Source organism: Acinetobacter sp. 24-47-62 (genome assembly GCF_056779765.1).
The window spans coordinates 144,628-166,168 of the sequence record NZ_JBWYIN010000002.1 but is presented as its reverse complement, the minus strand read 5'-3'; the positions used below and the strand labels follow the sequence as shown (position 1 = coordinate 166,168).

General features: G+C 40.8%; 18 protein-coding genes and 1 riboswitch. Of the genes, 4 read left to right on the top strand and 14 right to left on the bottom strand.

Annotation, left to right across the window (positions count from 1 at the left end):
* Positions 1-46 precede the first annotated feature (46 nt).
* Complete coding sequence (locus tag AC1M87_RS02345; protein WP_180028484.1) at positions 47-1,030, top strand: mechanosensitive ion channel family protein; 984 nt, start codon at positions 47-49, stop codon at positions 1,028-1,030.
* Here the strand turns inward: AC1M87_RS02345 and AC1M87_RS02340 are convergent.
* The 5 genes from AC1M87_RS02340 to prfB all read right to left on the bottom strand — a co-directional run bounded on the left by AC1M87_RS02340 (position 1,004) and on the right by prfB (position 5,813).
* The gene (locus AC1M87_RS02340; protein ID WP_481592830.1) at positions 1,004-1,717 is read right to left on the bottom strand and encodes a 16S rRNA (uracil(1498)-N(3))-methyltransferase; all 714 of its coding nucleotides are present in this window, start codon (positions 1,715-1,717) and stop codon (positions 1,004-1,006) included. The two genes, AC1M87_RS02345 and AC1M87_RS02340, sit on opposite strands and share 27 nt — an antisense overlap.
* A gap of 11 nt (positions 1,718-1,728) precedes the next feature.
* Entirely contained in the window at positions 1,729-3,009 is a 1,281-nt protein-coding gene (locus AC1M87_RS02335) for a 3-deoxy-D-manno-octulosonic acid transferase (protein WP_481592829.1), read from the bottom strand.
* Positions 3,010-3,107: 98 nt separating this feature from the next.
* Positions 3,108-4,172, bottom strand: a complete 1,065-nt coding sequence (locus tag AC1M87_RS02330) for an alkene reductase (protein ID WP_035265802.1) — start codon at positions 4,170-4,172, stop codon at positions 3,108-3,110.
* 26 nt (positions 4,173-4,198) lie between these two features.
* Positions 4,199-4,501, bottom strand: coding sequence for an ArsR/SmtB family transcription factor (locus AC1M87_RS02325; protein ID WP_035265803.1), 303 nt, complete (start codon positions 4,499-4,501; stop codon positions 4,199-4,201).
* A gap of 216 nt (positions 4,502-4,717) precedes the next feature.
* A protein-coding gene (gene prfB / locus AC1M87_RS02320; protein WP_143047395.1) for a peptide chain release factor 2 occupies positions 4,718-5,813 on the bottom strand; the annotation gives its coding sequence in 2 pieces (ribosomal slippage) (positions 4,718-5,740 and positions 5,742-5,813; 1,095 coding nt in all).
* Positions 5,814-5,990: 177 nt separating this feature from the next.
* Here prfB and AC1M87_RS02315 point away from each other — a divergent pair.
* The 3 genes from AC1M87_RS02315 to AC1M87_RS02305 all read left to right on the top strand — a co-directional run bounded on the left by AC1M87_RS02315 (position 5,991) and on the right by AC1M87_RS02305 (position 8,849).
* Positions 5,991-6,842 (top strand): putative porin, encoded by an 852-nt coding sequence (locus AC1M87_RS02315; protein ID WP_481592828.1) that lies wholly within the window; start codon positions 5,991-5,993, stop codon positions 6,840-6,842.
* A gap of 289 nt (positions 6,843-7,131) precedes the next feature.
* Complete coding sequence (locus tag AC1M87_RS02310; RefSeq protein ID WP_481592827.1) at positions 7,132-7,914, top strand: putative porin; 783 nt, start codon at positions 7,132-7,134, stop codon at positions 7,912-7,914.
* Positions 7,915-8,087: 173 nt separating this feature from the next.
* Positions 8,088-8,849 (top strand): putative porin, encoded by a 762-nt coding sequence (locus AC1M87_RS02305; protein ID WP_481592826.1) that lies wholly within the window; start codon positions 8,088-8,090, stop codon positions 8,847-8,849.
* Between the two features lie 38 nt (positions 8,850-8,887).
* On the opposite strand, the gene recJ is transcribed toward AC1M87_RS02305, so the two are convergent.
* The 9 genes from recJ to AC1M87_RS02260 form a co-directional block, all read right to left on the bottom strand.
* Complete coding sequence (gene recJ / locus AC1M87_RS02300) at positions 8,888-10,591, bottom strand: single-stranded-DNA-specific exonuclease RecJ (protein ID WP_481592825.1); 1,704 nt, start codon at positions 10,589-10,591, stop codon at positions 8,888-8,890.
* Entirely contained in the window at positions 10,592-11,248 is a 657-nt protein-coding gene (pdxH, locus tag AC1M87_RS02295; RefSeq protein WP_092766509.1) for a pyridoxamine 5'-phosphate oxidase, read from the bottom strand. It abuts the gene before it with no gap.
* Between the two features lie 14 nt (positions 11,249-11,262).
* A complete protein-coding gene (gene glmM, locus AC1M87_RS02290; protein ID WP_481592824.1) occupies positions 11,263-12,597 on the bottom strand; it encodes a phosphoglucosamine mutase in 1,335 nt (444 codons plus the stop codon).
* A 125-nt stretch (positions 12,598-12,722) separates the two neighbouring features.
* Entirely contained in the window at positions 12,723-14,189 is a 1,467-nt protein-coding gene (gene guaB, locus AC1M87_RS02285; protein WP_035265814.1) for an IMP dehydrogenase, read from the bottom strand.
* 177 nt (positions 14,190-14,366) lie between these two features.
* Positions 14,367-14,732 (bottom strand): YkgJ family cysteine cluster protein, encoded by a 366-nt coding sequence (locus AC1M87_RS02280; protein ID WP_035265816.1) that lies wholly within the window; start codon positions 14,730-14,732, stop codon positions 14,367-14,369.
* A gap of 214 nt (positions 14,733-14,946) precedes the next feature.
* Positions 14,947-15,522 carry a TMEM165/GDT1 family protein gene (locus AC1M87_RS02275; RefSeq protein ID WP_035265818.1) on the bottom strand — a complete coding sequence of 192 codons (576 nt, stop codon included), beginning with the start codon at positions 15,520-15,522 and terminating at the stop codon, positions 14,947-14,949.
* Positions 15,523-15,597: 75 nt separating this feature from the next.
* Positions 15,598-15,744: riboswitch (yybP-ykoY riboswitch) on the bottom strand.
* An 89-nt stretch (positions 15,745-15,833) separates the two neighbouring features.
* A complete protein-coding gene (locus AC1M87_RS02270) occupies positions 15,834-17,813 on the bottom strand; it encodes a 2-oxo acid dehydrogenase subunit E2 (RefSeq protein WP_481592823.1) in 1,980 nt (659 codons plus the stop codon).
* Positions 17,814-17,815: 2 nt separating this feature from the next.
* Positions 17,816-20,518: a pyruvate dehydrogenase (acetyl-transferring), homodimeric type gene (aceE, locus tag AC1M87_RS02265; RefSeq protein WP_092766512.1), complete on the bottom strand. Its 2,703-nt coding sequence runs from the start codon at positions 20,516-20,518 to the stop codon at positions 17,816-17,818.
* Between the two features lie 302 nt (positions 20,519-20,820).
* Positions 20,821-21,528, bottom strand: coding sequence for a M23 family metallopeptidase (locus tag AC1M87_RS02260; RefSeq protein WP_481592822.1), 708 nt, complete (start codon positions 21,526-21,528; stop codon positions 20,821-20,823).
* Between the last annotated feature and the right edge of the window lie 13 nt (positions 21,529-21,541).

Sequence of the window (21,541 nt, the reverse complement as noted above, 5' to 3'; positions counted from 1 at the left end):
TGTATTTTCAGGCAAAATGTAAACATTCAATACATTTGGAACACTCGTGGCTGAACAACAAAATTCTTTGAGTCAGGTGGCTCAAGGTACGACTCAACTTCTACAAGATGCAAGTGAGAAAACGGCTCAAACCGTCATTGCACATACTGCGAAATACAATGATGCATATACCACCATTGATAAAATCATGGATGGCTTTTGGGAACGAATCCCTTATATCTGTATTGCTTTGATTGTATTTACCTTATTTTGGTTGTTGTCTAAGCTGTTCAAATTATTTGTCAGAAAAGCACTTTCAGAGCGTTCATATACCAAACAAAATTTAGTGCTCGTCCTCAACCGCGTCGGTAGCTCTTTTATTATTTTCTTTGGCTTCTTAATTGCGATGGTTATTGCAATTCCAGGGTTTACACCTGGACAGCTGATGAGTGCACTGGGGATCGGCTCTGTCGCAATTGGTTTTGCATTTAAAGATATTTTTCAAAACCTGCTCTCTGGTATTTTAATTCTACTCGGTGAACCCTTCAAAATTGGCGACGATATCATTGTGAATGGTTTAGAAGGGACCGTTGAAGATATTCAAATTCGTGCAACCTACTTACGTTCACCTGATGGTCGCCGTATCGTCATTCCCAACGCAACGGTTTATACCAATGCAGTTACTGTTAATACGGCATATCCACGTCGTCGTTGTGAATTCGTGGTCGGTATTGGTTACGAAGATAATGTTCAAAAAGCGAAAGATATTATTTTGAGTATTTTAGACCGGGATCAACAAATCCTCAGTCAACCCGGATTTAGCGTGAATGTCTCTGCCTTAGCTGATTTCTCAATCAACCTCACTGTACGTTGGTGGGTGAATACGGGTGAAACTGCGACATCTACATCTATCAGTTTAGTGCAAGAAAAAGTGATTCAAGCTTTTGCTGAACATGAAATCTCGATTCCATATCCAGTTCAAGAAGTTAAAGTCTATCGCGGAGATTCTTCACAAGAAGATGAATCACCACGTGCTAAACAGACGACCTAACACATAAGGAATCACCGTTTCAGTACGGATAATTCGGTTGCCTAAGCTGACAGCTTGGCAGCCGTTTTTTATGAGTAAATTAATTTCATAAGGAATATAACCACCTTCAGGCCCAATCAATATCGTACACGGGTGCTCAATCGCATGAGGCATACTGTGGGTTGCATAAGGATGTGCTACATAAGCTGGTCGTTCAACGGAAATCATTTGAGGAAGAACATCTTCCACAAAAGGTTTAAAGCGTTTATATATTTCGATTTCAGGTGGAAATGTATCACCCGCTTGTTCTAAGCCCAGTTGAACATAGTGATTAATTTGCTGTAAAAATGGTGTTTGCCAATAGCTTTTATCCACCCGATAGCTGTGCAGCAAAATGATTTTTTCTACGCCTAGAGTTACAGCATCTTGAATCAATCGTCTCAATACTTTCGGTCTAGGCATAGCAACGATTAACGTTACAGGTAGTTTCTTCGGCACAGGCTCTTCATAAAGTGGCTGAATTAAGATTTTCCTTTCAGAAATTTTTATGACCTCAGCTGTATATCGACCAGCACCTCTAATACCAACCTTTAAAGTATCTCCAATTTTAATATCAAGTTGATGCTTCAGATGCTCAATTTGGCGTGCTGATTGAATCGTCCAGAGGTCATCCTGTGCTGATGCACGATCAAGCAATACAATATTCATATACTTAAAAACTAAAGGTATTGATTCAGGACATGAATATGTTTTTGCAATGACCCTGTATTCCGTTGCATGATCTTTTGAGCCTGATTTTGTACTGCTAAAATCGTTTCATCCTGAGATAAGCACTGAATAAGATGATTCACCACCTCTTCCGTAGTTTGACCGATTAGAATCCCTTTTTCTTCCACAAATTCATCGACAATGGTTTGAAAGTTAAAGTAGTTCGGTCCAATCACAGTCGGGACATTGAGTGATATTGGCTCTAAGATATTATGCCCACCGCCAGGTTCATTTAATGATCCACCCACAAAACTTGCTTGGCTCAATGCATACCAAATCCACATTTCACCCATACTATCAGCAAGATAAACTTGTGTATCAGCCTCAATGATTTCACCTAAACTACGTCGATGCATTTTTAACTCATGACTTTGAATGGCTTGTGCAACTTCATCAAAACGTTCTGGATGACGCGGTACAATAATCAGCAAGACGGCAGGATGATCATTTAAATAATCTTTAAACTTAGATAACAGATTTTTCTCTTCAGGATGATGTGTGCTTGCAATCGTAATAATTTGGCGTGCTTGCAAATCCCAATCTTGATGAATTTGTTGCGCTTTCAATAGCATTTCTTCGGGCGCATGAATATCAAACTTAATACTACCCACTGTTTGACTATGCGCTGTAGCAGCACCTAAAGCCCTAAATCGATTCAGTGAAGCTTCATCTTGAGCCAAAAGTTGAGTCAGACCGCTGAGCATAGGCTGAGTAATACTTGGTACTTTGGCGTATCCTTTTGCTGACTTTTTAGATAAACGTGCGTTCACCAAAAAAGTGGGTATTTTACTAATTTTCGCCTGATCAATTAAATTGGGCCATAGTTCCGTTTCAACCAAAACCAACATTTTAGGTTGATATTTTTTTAAAAAAGCACTGACTAATTTTTTTTGATCTGCAGGTAAATATACTGCTTGAAAAAGATCTACATATGGTACTTTTGCAAATAAGGATTTAGCTCGTGCCTGACCTGTTTTGGTGGTATTCGTAACCAACACAGCATACCCAAGCTTTAAATAATGTTCTATCAGAGGTTGTGCAGCATTGGTTTCTCCAACTGAAACCACATGAAACCATATCGCATTAAGATTTTTTGGAGATTGAAACGGACCGAAGCGCTCTAAGCACTCTTGATGAAATTGCTCAATATTGTCTGCTCGCTTTTTTATACGCCATTTATAAATTGGCTTTAATAAAGCCAATGCTGCGTTATACCAAAATGGAGTTGTCAAAACGTAAGACCTCGAGCTTTCTTAACAAAATAGGGCATGACCACGAAGTTGAGATCATACCCTGCGAATTTTTTCGGTTCAAATACTTATCTTAAATTTCAATTTCCTTGTAAAAAAGGATAATCGATATAGCCTTCAGCCACATTCGTCCCGATCATATTTTCTAACTTTAATTCATTCAAAGGAGCATTCTGTACCAAACGCTCATATAAATCAGGATTGGCGATATAATCTTTACCAAAAGACACTGCATCAGCTTGACCTGAAGTGAGAAGTTGTAAAGCATCCTCTCGACTTAAACGCATATTGGCAATAAAAGGAATACCTTGTCCACGCGCTTTTAATTCTTGACTAATACTGTCTTCTGCCAAATATTCACGTGTAAAGAAAAATGCAATGTGTCTTTGACCGAGTTGTTCTAACACATAACCAAAAGTTTCACGTGGATCATCATCACCCATATCGTGTTCATCACCACGAGGAGCTAAATGTACACCTACTCGACCAGCACCCCAAACTTCAATTAGCTCATCCACGACTTCTAACAAGAAACGCGCACGATTTTCCACCGAGCCGCCATATTCATCTTCACGCTGATTGGTTTTCGATTGCAAGAATTGATCAATTAAATAACCATTCGCCGCATGCAATTCCACACCATCAAATCCTGCCTCTTTAGCACGAATTGCTGCTTGTTTATATTGCGCTGTAATCGCGTGAATTTCAGAAATTTCTAATGGACGTGGCAAGACATAAGGACGTTTCGGACGCAACAAACTGACATGTCCGGCTTGTTGAACAGCACTCGCCGAAACGGGTATATCACCCTTCAGTAAATCTGGATGTGACACACGTCCAACATGCCAAAGCTGAGCGACAATTAAGCCATCTTTGTCATGAACAGCTTGGGTTACTTTCTTCCACCCTTCCACTTGAGCATCAGTGAATAATCCTGGCGTATTTAAATAGCCATTCGCCTCCTCAGAAATTACGGTCGCTTCTGAGATAATTAATCCACTACTTGCACGTTGCGCATAATACTCAGCCATCATTTCTGTTGGTACACGATCATCTGTCGCACGACTACGCGTTAAAGGTGCCATAACCACGCGATTTTTGAGCTTTAATTCACCAAAGACTACTGGGCTACTAAAATCAGTCATTCATCTATCCTCTTCACTCATTATCGTTAGAGTGATTGTTGAAGGTGTTCTGCAAAACTTTTTATCAGTGCTTCATTACGAGAAAAATAAGACCATTGACCATGCTTAGTAACATGAACCAAACCTGCTTGTTGTAAAACAGATAAATGATTAGACATGGTTGACTGAGATACATCTGCAATTTTTTCAATCTGTCCTGCACATACGCCACGACTAAAATCTTGCACGCACTCATCTTGTGGAATAAAGCGCTCTGGATCTTTTAAACATTGTAAAATTTGGCGGCGTATCGGGTTCGATAAGGCTTTGAAAATTGCTTCAGTATCCATCTCATTTCACTCAAGTTAATGATCTGCACTGTGCTGAACTCATTATATCGATTTATATAGATATTAATATCGAATTATTACGATATTTAACAAATCGAGTTTATGAATGACTGTGCCGAATAATTCTGATTCTAACATTGAACTGATTTAATCTAGCAAGCTTCGTGCTAGAACGAAAAAGGCAGGGCTTTTGCCCTGCCTTTTTTTAAAAAAATATTAAAGCCCTTGTTTCAAACTAGCTTCAATAAATTTATCAAGATCACCATCTAACACGGCACCCGTATTTGAATTTTCAACGCCAGTACGTAAGTCCTTAATACGTGAATCATCCAACACATAAGATCGAATTTGGCTCCCCCACCCAATATCCGATTTAGAATCTTCTAGTGCTTGAGCTGCTTCATTACGCTTATTCATTTCCAATTCGTACAATTTAGCACGAAGCTGTTTCCAAGCATGATCACGGTTAGCATGTTGTGAACGCTGGTTCTGACAAGCCACCACAATTCCAGTTGGTGCATGGGTTAAACGCACGGCAGAATCTGTTTTGTTAATGTGCTGACCACCTGCACCTGAAGCGCGGTATGTATCCGTACGGACATCTGCTGGATTGATCTCAATTTCAATGTTGTCATCAATTTCTGGAGACACAAAAACCGCTGAGAATGAAGTGTGACGACGGTTGCCTGAGTCAAAAGGTGATTTACGAACTAAGCGATGTACACCTGATTCAGTACGTAACCAACCATAAGCATATTCGCCTTCTACACGAATTGTTGCCGATTTAATCCCAGCCACATCACCGTCAGATTCTTCCATTAACTCAGCTTTAAAGCCATGACGCTCAATCCAACGTAAGTACATACGTAATAGCATAGATGCCCAATCTTGAGCTTCAGTACCGCCTGACCCCGCTTGAATTTCGACATAGCAAGGATTTGGATCCATTGGATTACTAAACATACGTCTGAATTCAAGTTTAGCCAGTTCAGCCTCAGCTGAATCAAGTTCTGCTTGAACATCTGCAAGCATTTCTTCTTCATCCGCTTCTACAGCAAGATCAAGCATCGCTTGTGCATCATCAAGTTGTGTTGCTAAACCATCTAAAACATTTAAAACGTTTTCGAGCTCACCTTTTTCTTTCGCCATCGCTTGGGCACGATTTTGATCATTCCAAATTGCTGGATCTTCAAGTTCGCGGAGAACCTCCTCTAAACGCTCTTTCTTTAGATCGTAGTCAAAGATACCCCCGTAGTGTTTGACCACGTTCGCTCAAGTCTTTTAGCTGGAGAAGATAAGGATTAATTTCCACGGTGTAGATCCTAAATATGTCTATATCAAAATTGCCAATATTTTAACACAGCCAAGTAAAACTTGAGAGTTTGCTTTTTTATTCAATATTCTCTTGACCATAGTTTAGTTATTATTAACAATACATTTAATTATTAAAAAATACTTACTTTATTTTTACAACAATAAGCAGAGACTTATGAAAATGAACAAAACCTATTTGGCTTTGGCCATCCTCCCTTTGACAACTTCAGCTATGGCCTACCAAGCTCAAATTGATGCTGGATATACCTATTTTGACCATGATAGTCTCAAGGTTGATTATCACGGTGTATTTGAAACAGAAGGTACTTATTACTTCAAAGCAGTTGATACTGAAAATAAACCACTTAAAGAGGCTGCATTTCTTGGCCACCATAATCGCGTTTCAGCGAAATATAGTTTTCAGCATATTAAAGACGATAAAGTGTATATAAATGAAACAGTTGCACAAAGCAAACAAGAGCTGCACGGCTATTCAATAGGGGGAGAATATTATATTGATCAACTGTACTTCACAGGTGAGGTCGGTCGTCAACATTATAAAGTGGAGTCACGCTCAAGCTCACTAAACGGTTCATCTCATGCTAAGCAGCGTTTCGATATAACCACCTATAGAGCTCTCGTTGGTTATACTCCTATTCAAAATTTACTGATAGCAGTAGGTATTAATGCTTATAAAGGTGAAGGCTTTGATGAAAATGCTTTTGCTTTAAAAGCCAAATATGTCACCCCATTAGGCCAAAATGGTCAATATCTCAATTTAGAATTGGATGGTAGTTTTGGACATGATATTGATTCGATTACATTTGGTGGGGATTATTATTTAACTCAACGCTTAAGCCTAGGTAGTGCTTATACGCGAGATACGAATAGCACTAGTAAAATTCATAAAGACGAATACCAATTACGTGGCAAATACTTTATCAATAATAACCTCTCTCTTGGGAGTATTTTAAGATTCAGTGATGATGAAAATAAGTTTAATGTAAACGGAACATATCGATTCTAATTCCATTCAACAGGGGGAAGTAGCAGTGCCAAAACTGCTACTTTCGTTCAAATTGCATACAATTCATATTCAAAAGCAACATAAAATGACTAAAACACCTTATCTTTCACATGAATTAACATGTTTTTTATTTTTTTAAAATCAATAACTTAAATTTTTATTTTTACATAAAAATTACACAAGATACATTACTGTTACTTTTGCTTGATTGATCCTTCATGATTTTCCCCTACACTGAACTTGTAACAAAAAATGTATTAACAACTAACTCTATTGAGGGGAAGTATCCATGAAAAAATTAGCAATCGCGTCTGCACTTCTTTCTGCTTTAGCTGTAACTGGAACTGCAAATGCATATCAAGCTGAAGTAGGTGCTTCTGCAGGTCTTATCGATCCTGATAATGGTAGTACAAGTGGTTCATTTGGTGTTGATGGTACTTATTATTTCCAACCAGTTCAAACACGCAATGCTCCACTAGCTGAAGCTGCATTCCTTGATCGTGCAAGTAATGTAAATGCGAAATACCAATACAGCGAAGTTGGTGATGATGAAAGACATCAATACGGCGTAGGTGTTGAATACTTCGTACCTAATTCTGATTTTTATGTAAGCGGTAATATTGGTCGTGATGATCGTAAATTTGATATTGGACCTGATTTTGATGAGACAGTTTATGGTGCTGAAGTAGGTTATTTGCCTGTACCTGGCTTATTAATTGCAGCAGGTCTTAAGGGTTACGATAACGACTATGATGATGGTGTTGACCCAACATTACGTGCTAAATATGTAACTACATTGTCTAACGGTAAAGATATCAACTTAGAAGCTGGCGCTGCATTCGGTGATCTTGATGAATATAATCTAGCTGCTGATTACTTCATCGATAAAACTTTAAGTGTTGGTGTGGATTACTATAGTAAAGATACTGGTCCTGCAGATACAAACGAGTTTGGTGTAAGCGCACGTAAATTCTTCACACCTCAAGTAAGCTTAGAAGGTCGTGTAGGTTTCGGTGAACTTGCAAATAATGATTACAACAAGTTCGGTTTAGCTGCTAAATATCGCTTCTAATATCTTAATTAAAATTTAGTGTTTCTTAAAAGCCCATCTTAATGATGGGCTTTTTTTGTGCAAAATCCCGATGGAATGTCATTTTTTGTGCATTGACTCATCCCCTTTTGTTCTTACAATAGAAATCAGCTGTCACAAAACAGTCATATTTCTATAACAAAGAGAGTCAATATATGTTTAAAAAAATTACACTTGCGACTGCACTTATTGCAAGCTTAGGAACTGCACATGCGTATCAAGCTGAAGTTGGGGCTACAGCCAAATTGATCGATCCTGATAATGGTAGCAATTCTGCAGGTTTTGCGCTTGATGGCACATATTATTTTAATCCTGTTCAAATCAAGAACTCTCCATTGAACGAAGCTGCATTTTTAAATCGTTCGAGCAACGTGAATGCAAAAGTATCTTATGACGACTTTGATGTGGTCGAATACTGGAATTATGGTGTTGGAATTGAATACTTTGTTCCAAATACTGATTTCTATCTAAATACCAATCTTTCTCAGGAAACTCAAAAAATACCTAACACCCCTGATAATGATGTCACAAACTATAAAATTGAAGCTGGTTATTTCTTAGCACCATCTTTATTGGTCGCAGCTGGTTTACGTGGTTGGGATGATGACAACGATGATGGTATTGACCCTACTATTCGAGCAAAATATGTCACTCAAATTGGCACAAATGATGTGAATTTAGAGGCTGGAGCTGCATTTGGTGATCTAGACGAGTTCTCGTTAAGAGGCGATTATTATATTGATAAAACACTCAGCGTGGGTGTTGACTATTTCAATCAAGATTTCAATGGCGGATCTTTTGATGAGTTTGGTGTAAATGCTAAAAAATTCTTCAATCAGCAAATAAGTGTCGAAGGACGAATTGGTTTTGCAGATGACGGCAATACCTTTGCTGTACGTGGTGCATACCGCTTCTGATCTTTGAGTGCTAAAAACCGCTCTGATGAGCGGTTTTTTTATTGATGCATATGTACAATGCGCATTTGTAAACTGGTATTGCCATTAAAGGTATTTTTATCCAGCTCATAGACCAAGCGAATTTCATTGAGCATCGGATCAAACTGATATTTGTCTGCTGCGTTAAAGGCGATTGCCTCTACCACTTGACCATTTTCTAAAGCTACACGCAGTTTCAAGTGCACATCCTTCAGCCAGCGATAATCCAAAATTTTAAATACTCCCTCGAATACAGGCGCAGGAAACTTTTGCCCCCAAGGACTTAAATTTTGTAATACGTCCACCGTTTCAATTTGGAAAGCTGAAGCTGGCAACTCCCCATCCGTCCATAAAGTTGCAGTAAACAGACTTTCATCTTGACTGCCGATCAACTGCTCAAATACCTGCTTAAACTCAGCAAAATGTTCTTTTTTAATGGTCAATCCAGCTGCCGCTGCATGACCACCAAAATGACTAACAAGATACGGATATTGCTCAGCCACACGCTCAATCGCATCTCGAATATGAATTCCCTCAATTGAACGCGCTGAACCTTTGATATGAATGCCATCTTCATCACGGGCAAAAACGATACTCGGACGATGGAACTGCTCTTTTAAGCGTCCTGCCACAATTCCAATCACGCCTTGATGCCAATGTGGCTCAAACATAATTAACGCTGCAGGTATTGCATCCTTATCTAGCTGAATTTGATCTAATGCAGTCAATGCTTCTTGTTTAATCTCGCCTTCTACCTGACGACGTTCCACATTGAGTTGATTCAGCTGTTCCGCTAAAGGATATGCTGTAGCCAAGTCGGATGCTAAGAGACATTCGATGCCAATATCCATGGTTTCCATACGCCCTGCCGCATTAATTCGCGGTCCAATCACAAAACCTAAATCTTGTGCTTTAAGTCCTAAAGGATCACGTTTGGCAATATCTAATAAGGCTGAAATCCCGGGGCGACATAATCCTTGTTGAATCCGCTTTAGACCACTGTCGATTAAGATTCGGTTGTTATAGTCCAAACTGGCAACATCGGCATAGGTCCCAAGCGCTACCAAATCCAAATAGTTAATCATTTGTGAAAAAGACTTGCCCATTTTTTTACGATGACTAGATAAATTCGCCAACACATAAAAGGCAACTCCTACTCCTGCCAAAGCTTTACTTGGAAACTCACAACCGAGTTGATTCGGATTCACCACTGCCTCAGCCATAGGCGTTGGCTTGGTTGTGAGATGATGATCAGTAATAATTACTTGCATGCCATGATCTTGGGCTTGCTTAACTCCATCATGACTTGAAATACCATTGTCGACCGTAATCAACAAATCAGGCGTAAAGTTGGCAAACGCAAGATCTGCAATAGCAGGTGTCAAACCATAGCCATACTTAAAGCGATCAGGGACTAAATAATCAACATCTGCCCCCATGTCACGTAGTGCAAGCATCATCAGTGCTGTACTGGTCGCACCGTCAGCATCATAGTCACCGACAATCACAATTTTTTTGTGTTGATCAATGGCTTGGTCGATCAACTGAATTGCAGCATCTAACCCCTTCATAGTTGGCGCTAATAAGTATTTTAATTTCAGTTCTAGTTCTTGTTCAGATTCAACGCCTCGACGTGCCAAAATTTCGGCAATAAATGAAGGCACGCCCTGAAAATTTTCAGGGCGTGTTAAAAATGGACGTTGCTTGATTTCAAATTTTGGCATTTATGGCATCAATCGTTGTAATTTCCACGCACCGTCGATTTTTTCATAACACAAACGGTCGTGCAAACGGTTTGGGCGACCTTGCCAGAACTCATAATAATCTGGCTCTATACGGTAACCACCCCAGAAGCCAGGCTTATCTAAAGTTTGTTGATCTGCCACACGCTCATGCAAATCATTAAAGCGTTGCTGTAGCTCGTCACGGCTCGCAATCACACCACTTTGTGGGGTACTAATATGCGCTGCAATTTGACTATCACGCGGACGCTTATGGTAATAATCAGCGGATTCTTGTTCCGAAATTTTTACCACTCGACCTGAAATGCGAATTTGGCGTTCTTGTTCTGCCCAATAAAACAGAATTTGCGCATAAGGATTGGCTACTAAGTCGAGTCCTTTTTGGCTGTCATAATTGGTATAGAACGCATAACCATTTTCATCCGCACCTCGAAGTAATACGGTACGTACGTGCGGTCGACCATCGGCATTTGCCGTAGCCAATGACATGGCATACGGTTCGTGAAGCTGAGCTTCTAACGCATGGTTAAACCACAATAGAAACTGTTCATGTGGATCAGCATTCACTTGATCCTCATGTAATTCGCCTTTTTGATAATTTAGGCGCAGTTCACTGAGATCTTTAATCAAATCACTCATGAGTCAATCCCCGATTAAGCTGCTGCATTAGCACGTACAGCATCTGCCAAAGCATGTGCCAGTGCAGTCACTTCTTGAAGTTTATCACCTTCAACCATCACACGAATTACAGGTTCAGTCCCTGACTTACGAATCAGTAATCGACCACGACCTTTAAGTTGCGCTTCGGCTTTGGCAAATTCTGCAGCCAATGCAGGTACTGAGTATGGATCAAACATTGCATCTAAACGGACATTTACAAGCACGTTTGGCAGTAATTTAAAGTCAGCAACCAACTCATGCAATGCTTTCTTCTGTTCAACCATGACAGTTAAGACTTGTAGGGCTGCAATAATCGCATCACCTGTGGTGCTCTTGTCTAGAGTTAAAATGTGACCTGAAGGTTCACCACCAATAACCCAACCGTTTTCCTCTAAACCTTGCAATACATAACGGTCACCAACTTTGGCACGTAGCAGTGGAACTTCTGCTTTTTCAAGTGCTAATTCAAGTGCCATATTGCTCATGAGCGTACCGACAATACCGGCTGGTTTATTGGCACTTTGTGTCGCCAAGATATATAGAATATGATCGCCATCAATCAGCTTTCCATTCTGATCCACTAGAATGACACGATCTGCATCGCCATCAAATGCAATACCCAAATCTGCTTGATGCTCAACAACAGCAGCTTGCAAACTCTCAGGATGAGTTGAGCCACAGCCTTGGTTAATATTCAAACCATTCGGTTCATTATGAATCGCAATCACTTTGGCACCGAGCTCACGGAATACCGCAGGACCCACGTTATATGCTGCTCCATTGGCACAGTCGACGACAATCTTTAAATTGTTTAAATCATAATGGTATGGGAACGTTGATTTACAAAATTCAATATAACGACCTGGAGCATCATCAACACGCACACTTTTTCCTAGACTCGCAATATCATCAATGACAATATCTTTCTCGAGTTCAGCATTAATCTCATCTTGAAACTCGTCTGGTAATTTTTTTCCTTCTGAAGAAAAAAACTTAATGCCATTATCATGATAAGGGTTATGTGAAGCTGAGATGACAATCCCTAAACTGGCATGCAAAGCACGAGTTAAATGAGCAATGGCAGGCGTAGGTAATGGACCCAATAAATGCACATAAACACCAGCTGCGTTTAAACCCGATTGTAAAGCCGCTTCTAAAATATAACCTGATAAACGAGGATCTTTGCCCATCACCACAATCGGTTTATTTCTTTTTGTTCTACGCTTAAGTACTTTACCCGCAGCAAACCCTAATTTGAGTGCAAACTCAGGTGTGATTGGAAATACACCGAATTTCCCACGAATACCATCAGTACCAAAATAACTCATTCATTCTCTCACTTCTTAGCGGGTGATTAACATCATCCTTTTTCAATGCGCACCACTTTACACCAAAATAAAAAAACCGTCATTTACATGACGGTTTTTTTTAAAAATTGTTTTATAACAGGCAATTAACCAACACGGTAATTCGGTGCTTCTTTAGTAATGGTCACATCGTGAACGTGTGATTCAGACATACCCGCAGACGTGATTTTCACGAATTTCGCATTTTGACGAAGATCTTCAATCACTGCAGAGCCTGTATAACCCATAGATGAACGTAAACCACCCATCATTTGATGCACGATGTTGCCCATTGGCCCTTTGTAAGGTACGCGGCCTTCAATACCTTCTGGAACCAACTTCTCAGCACCTGCTTTAGAGTCTTGGAAATAACGATCCGCAGAACCTGTTGCACCCGCCATTGCACCCAATGAACCCATGCCACGGTAAGCTTTGTAATAACGACCTTGGAAGAATTCAACTTCACCTGGTGCTTCTTCAGTACCAGCAAGTAAAGAACCCACCATAATCGTACTTGCACCTGCACCGATCGCTTTTGCCATATCACCTGAGAAGCGGATACCACCGTCTGCGATCAATGGAATTTGATCTTTCAGTGCGTTAGCAACAGAATCGATCGCCGAAATTTGTGGCATACCAATACCTGCAACAATACGAGTCGTACAGATTGAACCAGGACCGATACCTACTTTCACAGCATCTGCGCCTGCATCAAGTAAAGCCAATGCAGCATCGCCAGTCGCAATGTTACCGCCAATGACTTGAACTTGTGGGTAGTTGGCTTTAACCCAACGTACGCGCTCGATAACACCAGCAGAGTGACCATGTGCAGTATCGACTACAATCACGTCAACACCCGCATCAACCAATGCTTCAACACGGCTTGGAGTTTCAACACCTGTACCAACTGCAGCACCCACACGTAAACGACCTAAGTCATCTTTACAGCTATTTGGATAAAGCTCAGCCTTATTAAAATCTGTTACAGTGATTAAACCTTTTAGTTCGTTGTTTTCGCCAACAACAATCACTTTCTCAATGCGATTTTTTTGGAGAAGTGCCTGAATGTTTTCTTTCGATTCACCTTCGCGAACGGTGACCAAACGATCTTGACCAGTCATGATGTTGCTTACTGGCTGTTCAAGATTAGTTTCAAAGCGTGTATCACGACCTGTCACAATACCAACTACTTTGCCATCTTTCACCACTGGCACACCGCTGATATTGTTCGCTTGCGTAATTGCGATTAACTCACGCACAGTCGTTTCAGGGGTTACTGTAATTGGATCTTTCACCATGCCTGCTTCGAATTTTTTCACACGGCGTACTTCAGCAGCTTGCGCTGCAATATCCATATTTTTATGAAGGATACCAATACCGCCATTTTGTGCCATTGCAATTGCCATACGGGATTCAGTCACCGTATCCATTGCTGCAGACACAAGAGGGATATTCAAATTAATGCCGCGAGTTAAACGTGTCTTTAGAGAGACATCTTTTGGGAGAACAGTAGAGTAGGCAGGGAGTAATAGGACATCATCAAAAGTTAACGCGTCTTGAACGATGGTCAACATAACAGTCTCACTGGTAATTTCCGTGCGCCATTATATACAAATTTTAAGGTAAATTTCATTTCTTATTATCGACAATTTTATGAAATTTACCCATCACTCCTATTTTCATGCAATTTATTATCCAAAAAAATCATAATAAGAGCATATAAAACAGAAGCATATTTTAAATCATTCAAATTAACTGACCTGATCGTAATCCTCATCATTCGACGATGGAACAATTTCAATATCAATTAATGGGATCAGATGATGGGCTTGTCGAGCTTTGGCACATTGCGCATCTCCGGCTTGGACCTCTCTACACGATGAACTGCGAACCGTATAGATCGAGCAAGAGACCTGCTTCCCTATTTCTCCTTCTAGAGCAACGCATCGCGGGTTAGTTTGATTCGTCCCCACCATACAAGCATATACAGGGTTAATATCCTCAACCATCTCGGTAGGGATGTTCATCGCTTCCGCACCATAAAATGAAACACGGAAATAGGCACAACAAGCACCACAACTTAAACACGCATCCTGTGCAGAAATCTGAGAGAGCATTTTTAAATCTCTTAAAAATAATTTTTTAGTGACGAAATCCTAAAAAAACTTAATTTCAAAAACAAGATTTTTTTTATTATATTTATTTACTAATCAATAACTTCCATTAAAAAAATGCACCATTATGAATCACTTTCATGGTGCATTATTTCAATACTATTTATAAATAAACTAAATCTTTTGAAGATTCAGATCTTTATGCGTATACAACCATTTATAAACAATAATGTTGCACTAAAGTGCCCACACCAATGACAAGGAAAATTATTGCGCCAATTTTGTGAATCAAGGAGATAGGTAATCGATTCGCCAATTTATCACCAATAAATACTGCCGGCGCATTAGCGATCATCATACCTAATGTCGTTCCAGCCATCACCCACCAGATACTGTCAAAACGTGCAGCAAGTGCCACTGTCGCAATCTGCGTTTTGTCGCCAATTTCAGCCAAGAAAAATAAAATAAATGTCGCTCCAAAAACGCCAAATTTTTGCCATTTTTGAATACTACCTGACTCATCCTCTAATTCATCAGGGACCAACATCCAAGCAGCCATAGCAATAAATCCTATTGCTAGAATCCACATGAGGATCTCGGGACTTAAAATTGTTGTAACCCATTGTCCTAGAGCAGCTGAAACCCCATGATTGACAATTGTCGCTAACAAAATAGCAATTAAGATTGGAACGGGTTTACGAAAACGTGCAGCAAGCAGTAAAGCCAACAATTGGGTTTTATCACCCATTTCAGCTAATGCGACGATACCTGTAGACAGAAGGAATTCATACATGATGTCTTTCTCTGGCTAGCATAACAAATACCAATGACCCACCACCCCTGCTAGCCAAAAATCTGCAGAATGGTAAATCAAAGGTCTTGCCAACAAAAGAAAGAAAGCTCGAAAGGAGCTCATTTGGTTCTTTGCTATGATGACCATGCTCGTTTTAGAGCAAATATGTTGACCATCACCTGTTCTGTTGCAGAACAGCGGCTACTCCCCAATGAAGTTTCTCCATTATAAGCCTGGCTTTTTGTTTTTACAAATAAAAACCCCACCGAAGTGAGGTTTTGATTCTGCATCCAAAATGCTTTTAAAAATAATTAGATAAGCAATGTACGAATATCTTTAAGCAGCTTCGTCAATTTATTGGTAAATCGAGCAGCATCAGCACCATTAATGACACGATGGTCATAAGACAATGACAATGGAAGCATTAAACGTGGATCAAAACCTTGTCCATTCCACACAGGTTGCATCGTTGCAGGTGAAATACCCAAGATTGCCACTTGCGGCCAGTTGACAAGCGGAGTGAATGCAGTACCACCAATTGCGCCTAGGCTTGAAATCGTGAAGTTGGCACCTTGCAGATCTTTCGGTGACAATTTCTTATCACGTGCTTTTTGACCCAACTCACCGAGTTCAACTGCGATTTGCTTAATTGATTTTTGATCTGGATTACGTAGCACAGGCACTGTTAAACCATCTGGTGTAGCAACAGCAATGCCCATATGGATTTCTTTACGCAGTAATACGGTTTTGCCATCATCAGACAAGTGACCTGCAAACTCACGCTCTTCTTTTAGCAAATGCGCTACAGCCTTGATGATGAAAGCCATAATGGTCAGGCTAATGCCTTCTTTCTTAAAGTTGCCTTTAAGCTCATTACGCCATGCTTCAAGCTCCGTAATATCTGCCGCATCAAATTGGGTCACTTGCGGGATATAATTGTTCAATGACAACTGTGGAATAGACACTTGCTGTAAACGTGTTAACGCTTTTTCTTCTACACCACCAAAGGCATCAAAACTTGGTAATTTAGGCAATCCTGCTGGTGCAGCAACTGTCGGTGCAGCAGTTACAGGTGCTGGTGCAGTTAAACGTGTTTTCACATACGCAAAGATGTCTTCTTTCATTAAGCGTGCATGTGGACCAGAAGCTTTCACTTCTGCCAACACAACACCAAGCTCACGCGCCAACTTACGTACCGCAGGACCAGCATATACTTTAGCATTTGCTGCATTTTGCTCTTTGGTCAGCTTATCTGCTGAAGGAGCAGCTGTTTGTACAGGAGCAGCAGCTTGCGCAGGGACTGCTTTTGGTGCTTCCGCTTTTGTACTCACTGGTGCTGCTACAGGGGCTTCTGTAACTGGGGTTACTCGACCTTCAGCTTCAATCGTAACTAAAGCCACGCCTTCAGACACGTTTTGACCCAATTCAATATGAATTGCGGTAATCACACCTGTGGTAGTACTTGGTACTTCAACGGTCGCTTTGTCCGATTCAACCACAATGATGCTTTGGTCTTTTTCAACCTTATCACCAACAGCCACTAAAATTTCAGCTACAGCAGCTTTGTCTACACCTAAGTCAGGGACAGCAATCTCAACTTTACCTGCTGGCGCTGAAGCAACTGTCGCTTTTGTTGATTCTGCAGGTGGTGCTTCTGCAGCTGGAGCAGAAGACGATGCAGTTTCTGCAGCAGCTTGCGCCGCGGTTGATACTGAAGCTGCTGTTTTCACTTTCAGAATCACAACACCTTCTTTCACTGTATCACCAACTGAAATTTCAATCGATTCAACTGTACCCGCAACAGCACTTGGAACTTCGACTGTTGCTTTGTCTGACTCAACGACTATGATACTTTGATCGACATCAATTTCGTCGCCAACAGCAACCAAAATTTCACCCACAGTGGCTTTTTCAACACCAATGTCTGGTACTTGTACATCAACGGTTTCAGATGCCGTTGCTGCTGCTTTTGGTGCTTCCACTTGAGATTGAGCTACAGGTTCTGCTTGAGCTTGTGCTTTCAATTCTTCAACTTGTGCTGTAGGTGCTTCAGATGACGTTTGCCCTTCCGCTTCAAGCTCTACCAAAATCGCACCTTCAGCAACTTCGTCACCAAGGCTCACCAAAATACTTTTCACCACACCTGCTGAAGTGCTTGGCACTTCAACAGATGCTTTGTCAGACTCCAACAAAACAATGCTGTCATCGACACTAATCGTATCACCCACTTTGACCAAAATTTCAGCCACTGTGGCTTTATCTACACCAATATCAGGAGTCGTAATTTGCATGCTTAGTTCTCCTCTTTGTAGTCAGCTACAGCGTGAAGTTCAGGCGTTGTTTGAGGTGCCCAAGCGACTGGACGGTCAGTATCTAATTCAAAGCTAGAAATCGCATCCTTAACTAGACGCGCATCTACTTCACCCTCGTCGGCAAGTTTCTTCAGTGTCGCAACCACAATATGCGCAGCATCTACACCAAAGTAGCTACGAAGTTTTGCACGTGTATCTGAGCGACCATAACCGTCTGTACCTAATGCTACAAATGGACGATTATCTGGAAGGTAAGCGCGAATTTGTTCACTGTAAGCACGCATATGATCTGTTGCAGAAACGACGATACCTTTCGTACCACGCAACTGCTTCGACACCCATGCTTCTTTCACATCTTCAGTAAGTGGATGTAAACGATTATATTCTTCGCACGCCATACCATCACGTGCAAGCTCATTAAAGCTTGTTACGCTGTAGACATTCGAATGAATTTGATATTCATCACGTAAGATTTGAGCCGCTTTAATCACTTCACGCAGAATTACACCTGAACCTAAAAGCTGAACTGTGGCTTTTTCATCTTCCTCAAGTAAATACATACCACGTTTAATGCCTTCTTCAGCACCTTGTGGCATCGCTGGATGCTCATAGTTCTCATTCATTACAGTTAAGTAATAGAACACACGCTCCTGATCCACATACATGCGTTTTAGACCGTCATGTACAATCACCGCAAGTTCATATCCGAAACATGGATCATAAGAAATACAATTTGGAATCGTATTCGCAAGAATATGTGAGTGACCATCTTGATGCTGTAGACCTTCACCATTCAGCGTAGTACGACCAGCAGTTGCACCCAATAAGAAACCTTGCGCCTGTGCATCACCTGCCGCCCATGCAATATCACCAATACGTTGGAAGCCAAACATTGAGTAATACATGTACATTGGGATCATAGGAAGGTTATTGGTTGAATAACTTGTTCCTAAAGCAGCCCAAGCACTCATCGCACCTGCTTCATTGATCCCCTCTTGAAGCATATGACCATCTTTCGCTTCACGGTAATGCATCAACTGCTCTTGATCTTCAGGGGTATATTTTTGACCGTGCGCGGCATAAATGCCCAATTGACGGAACATCCCTTCTAAACCGAAAGTACGCGCCTCATCTGGAACAATTGGTACCACACGGTCTTTAATTGCTTTTTCTTTCAGTAGTGCAGAAATCAAACGTACCATCACCATGGTCGTTGATTGTTGCTTACCATTAGAACCAGCTAACACTGCATCAAATACAGACAACTCAGGAATCGCTAAAGATTCACTTTCTTTACGACGTGCTGGTAAGTAACCACCTAAAGCCTCACGACGAGCCTTCATATACTTAATTTCAGGCGAGTTTTCACTTGGTCGATAAAATGGAACTTCTTCAAGTTGCTCATCGGTAAATGGCAAGTTGAAACGGTTACGTACATATTTAAGCGATTCAAGTTGCATTTTCTTGATTTGATGCGTTTTATTGACCGCTTCAATTTCTTCAGATAAGCCGTAACCTTTAACAGTTTTCGCGAGAATAACCGTTGGCTGACCTGTAGATTTCATGGCTTCTGCATAAGCAGCATATACTTTGTAAGGATCGTGGCCGCCACGATTTAAATTATCGATATCTTCATCACTTAAGTGTTTAACTAACTCTTCAGCTTCAGGGTATTTACCAAAGAAGTGCGCACGTGTATAAGCGCCGCCTTTCACTTGATAACGCTGATAATCACCATCTACAGCTTCTTCCATAATGGCTTTAAGCGCACCAGATTCATCTTTAGCAAGTAGTGGATCCCAATGACGACCCCATACTACTTTAATCACGCGCCAACCTGCACCACGGAATAAAGACTCAAGTTCTTGGATGATCTTACCATTACCACGAACTGGACCATCTAAACGTTGTAAGTTACAGTTTACAACCCAAACCAAGTTGTCTAGCTTTTCACGACCTGCCAAGGAGATTGCACCAGTACTTTCTGGTTCATCCATCTCACCATCGCCGAGATAAGCCCAAACCTTACGATCTTCTTCTTTAATCAAACCGCGGTTCATCAAGTACTTTTGAATATGTGCTTGATAAATGGACATGATTGGACCTAAACCCATCGATACCGTTGGGAACTGCCAATAGTCTGGCATTAAGTACGGATGTGGGTACGAAGGTAAACCAATACCATCAACTTCACGACGGAAATTGTTCAGATGCTCTTCAGTTAAACGACCTTCCAAAAATGAACGCGCATAAATCCCTGGTGCACAGTGACCTTGATAATAAATCATGTCACCGCCGAAGTTATCACTGTTCGCACGGAAGAAATGGTTAAAGCCAACATCATATAAAGTTGCAGAGGATGCAAAGCTGGCTAAGTGACCACCAAGATCGTCGCCTGTTTTATTGGCGCGAAGCACCATTGCTAAAGCATTCCAACGAATCAAAGCACGAATTCGGCGCTCCATATCTGGATCGCCAGGCATTGCAGGTTGCTCTTCTACTGAAATCGTATTTAAGTAAGGAGTATTTAGACGCTGAATGGGAACATGTTTCGCAATCGCACGTTGATACAGTTTTTCAAGAAGAAAGGCTGCTCTTTCCGTCCCCATATGCTGTAAAACAGAGTCAAAAGCGTCCTGCCACTCTTGGGTTTCTTGTGCGTCGGTATCACCGTAATACGCCATATTACACCTATATTCATGCCTATTTGTATGCCCTATATTTAACATATTTTCGCGATACGCAGTTATGGCTATAAATGAATACGACATTAGACTAATATTTCGATAATAAATAGTACTTGACCGTTTATTACACAAATTAACACTAAAACGCCAATTTTGCTGTTTTTTTATACAAAGCTTTATTCTAATCTTGAATTTAGTCAGGTGACCTGACTGCAAAAACGAAAATCGCCAAGACTATGCTTGGCGATTTATTCAAATGACTTAACAATGGATGTGTATTAATGAGGTTTGATAATTAATTAAGGCAACATCGCTAGGTAAGTTGAAGGATTTTTACGCTGACCATCTTTGACCACTTCGTAATGTAAGTGAGGACCAGTACAGCGTCCAGTACAACCTACATTGGCAATATGCTCACCAGCAGTGACTTTATCACCTACTTTAGCAATTAAGCGTGAAGCATGTGCATATCGTGTGATATACCCATTACCGTGGTTGATTTCGACATATTGACCATAACCTGTACCCCAACCTGATTTAGTCACTATTCCTGGACCAGTTGCATATATTGGAGTTCCTGTTGGTGCCGCAAGATCCAAACCAGAATGGTTTTCAGCACGTCCGCCCATTGTTCGGCCGCCATAATTTGAACTGACACGACCACTTGGAAGTGGGTGTGTCACTAACCATGAATACGCATTATTTGAAGAGTAACGATTTGAACTTGTCGTTGTAGTTTTTTGAGCAGGGTATTTACTATTAAGCAGCGCATTATTTAATTCGATTGGATCCGCCTTCGCTCGAACTGTCACATCGACTTGTGCTGTCGATGGAATGTCCATGTCATCAGGATGACTATAAGAACCTTGTGATAGTGTTCTTGTTAACTCTTCCAATCGATCAGGATTGGAGGCTTGTGTGGCATCTAATTGAACTAAATCTGCAAATGCAACCGAAGCTGCTGAAGCTGCTAAAGAAAACGCTAATAAAATACGTCGCGTATACATATAAACCTCATTA